This is a genomic window from Shewanella sp. MBTL60-112-B2, from assembly GCF_019655055.1.
GTDB lineage: Bacteria > Pseudomonadota > Gammaproteobacteria > Enterobacterales > Shewanellaceae > Shewanella.
This window is the reverse complement of the sequence record NZ_BPFA01000061.1, coordinates 1-3,017: the sequence shown is the minus strand read 5'-3', so window position 1 is coordinate 3,017 and position 3,017 is coordinate 1. Positions and strand designations below refer to the sequence as shown.

The window sequence follows — 3,017 nt, the reverse complement described above, 5'->3', positions numbered from 1 at the left end:
TTAAGTAAAAAATTCTAATTTTGGCGAAAGTAGAAACCATTAGTTACGTACGACTGTTTTAAGCTTACCCGCTTAAAACAACGGATATTCTCATAGAGACTTATTTGGGTTGTATGGTTAAGTGACTAAGCGTATATGGTGGATGCCTTGGCAGTCAGAGGCGATGAAGGACGTAGTAACTTGCGAAAAGCGTTGGCGAGCTAGTAACAAGCATTTGAGCTAACGATGTCCGAATGGGGAAACCCACTAGCATAAGCTAGTATCATTAACTGAATACATAGGTTAATGAGGCGAACCCGGGGAACTGAAACATCTAAGTACCCGGAGGAAAAGAAATCAACCGAGATTCCCCTAGTAGCGGCGAGCGAACGGGGATTAGCCCTTAAGCGTAGAGGGTGTTAGTGGAATGTGTTGGAAAGCACAGCGGCACAGGGTGATAGCCCCGTACATGAAAACTAACTTTACGTGAAAACGAGTAGGACGGGACACGTGACATCCTGTTTGAACATGGGGGGACCATCCTCCAAGGCTAAATACTCCTGACTGACCGATAGTGAACCAGTACCGTGAGGGAAAGGCGAAAAGAACCCCTGTGAGGGGAGTGAAATAGAACCTGAAACCGTATACGTACAAGCAGTGGGAGCGGTTCTTGAGACCGTGACTGCGTACCTTTTGTATAATGGGTCAGCGACTTACATTTTGTAGCAAGGTTAAGCGAATAGCGGAGCCGTAGGGAAACCGAGTGTTAACTGCGCGTTTAGTTGCAAGGTGTAGACCCGAAACCCGGTGATCTAGCCATGGGCAGGTTGAAGATTGAGTAACATCAATTGGAGGACCGAACACACGTATGTTGAAAAATGCGGTGATGACTTGTGGCTGGGGGTGAAAGGCCAATCAAACCGGGAGATATCTGGTTCTCCTCGAAAGCTATTTAGGTAGCGCCTCGTACGAATACCATTGGGGGTAGAGCACTGTTAAGGCTAGGGGGTCATCCCGACTTACCAACCCTTTGCAAACTCCGAATACCAATGAGTACTATACGGGAGACACACGGCGGGTGCTAACGTCCGTCGTGAAAAGGGAAACAACCCAGACCATCAGCTAAGGTCCCAAAGTTATTGCTAAGTGGGAAACGATGTGGGAAGGCTTAGACAGCTAGGATGTTGGCTTAGAAGCAGCCATCATTTAAAGAAAGCGTAATAGCTCACTAGTCGAGTCGGCCTGCGCGGAAGATTTAACGGGGCTAAGCAATACACCGAAGCTATGGGTACTAGACTTGTTCTAGTGCGGTAGAGGAGCGTTCTGTAAGCCGTTGAAGGTGAAGGGGTAACCCACACTGGAGGTATCAGAAGTGCGAATGCTGACATGAGTAACGATAAAGGGGGTGAAAAACCTCCTCGCCGAAAGACCAAGGGTTCCTGTCCAACGTTAATCGGGGCAGGGTGAGTCGACCCCTAAGGCGAGGCCGAAAGGCGTAGTCGATGGGAAACGGGTTAATATTCCCGTACTTCTGCTAACTGCGATGGAGAGACGGAGAAGGCTAGGCTAGCGCGGCGTTGGTTGTCCGCGTTTAAGGTTGTAGGCTGTACACTTAGGCAAATCCGGGTGTACTTAAGGCTGAGAACTGATGACGAGGTCCTAAGGGACTGAAGTAGTTGATGCCATGCTTCCAGGAAAATCTTCTAAGCTTCAGGTTAGTAGGAATCGTACCCCAAACCGACACAGGTGGTCGGGTAGAGAATACCAAGGCGCTTGAGAGAACTCGGCTGAAGGAACTAGGCAAAATGGTACCGTAACTTCGGGAGAAGGTACGCTCCTAGCGGTGATGAGACTTGCTCTCTAAGCTGCCGGGAGTCGCAGATACCAGGTGGCTGCAACTGTTTATCAAAAACACAGTACTGTGCAAACTCGCAAGAGGAAGTATACGGTATGACGCCTGCCCGGTGCCGGAAGGTTAATTGATTGGGTTATCTTCGGAGAAGCTCATGATCGAAGCCCCGGTAAACGGCGGCCGTAACTATAACGGTCCTAAGGTAGCGAAATTCCTTGTCGGGTAAGTTCCGACCTGCACGAATGGCGTAATGATGGCCACGCTGTCTCCAGCCGAGACTCAGTGAAGTTGAAATTGCGGTGAAGATGCCGTATACCCGCGGCTAGACGGAAAGACCCCGTGAACCTTTACTATAGCTTGGCACTGAACATTGAACCTACATGTGTAGGATAGGTGGGAGACTTTGAAGCTTCGTCGCTAGATGGAGTGGAGTCAATCTTGAAATACCACCCTTGTAGTTTTGATGTTCTAACCGCGGCCCCTGAATCGGGGTTCGGGACAGTGCCTGGTGGGTAGTTTGACTGGGGCGGTCTCCTCCCAAAGAGTAACGGAGGAGCACGAAGGTTGGCTAAGTACGGTCGGACATCGTACGGTTAGTGCAATGGCATAAGCCAGCTTAACTGCGAGACATACACGTCGAGCAGGTACGAAAGTAGGTCATAGTGATCCGGTGGTTCTGTATGGAAGGGCCATCGCTCAACGGATAAAAGGTACTCCGGGGATAACAGGCTGATACCGCCCAAGAGTTCATATCGACGGCGGTGTTTGGCACCTCGATGTCGGCTCATCACATCCTGGGGCTGAAGTCGGTCCCAAGGGTATGGCTGTTCGCCATTTAAAGTGGTACGCGAGCTGGGTTCAGAACGTCGTGAGACAGTTCGGTCCCTATCTGCCGTGGGCGTTGGATGATTGAAGGAAGCTGCTCCTAGTACGAGAGGACCGGAGTGGACGAACCGCTGGTGTTCGGGTTGTTATGCCAATAGCATTGCCCGGTAGCTACGTTCGGAATCGATAACCGCTGAAAGCATCTAAGCGGGAAGCGAGTCCTAAGATGAGTCATCCCTAGGAATTTAATTCCTCTAAAGAGCCGTTCGAGACTAGGACGTTGATAGGCAAGGTGTGTAAGCGTTGTGAGGCGTTGAGCTAACTTGTACTAATGACTCGTGAGGCTTAACCATACAACCCT

General features: G+C 50.1%; 1 rRNA gene. It reads left to right on the top strand.

Annotated elements, in window-relative coordinates:
- The first annotated feature begins 115 nt into the window (after window positions 1–115).
- Window positions 116–3,009, top strand: a 23S ribosomal RNA gene (locus K5Q73_RS21170).
- The last annotated feature ends 8 nt before the right edge of the window (window positions 3,010–3,017 follow it).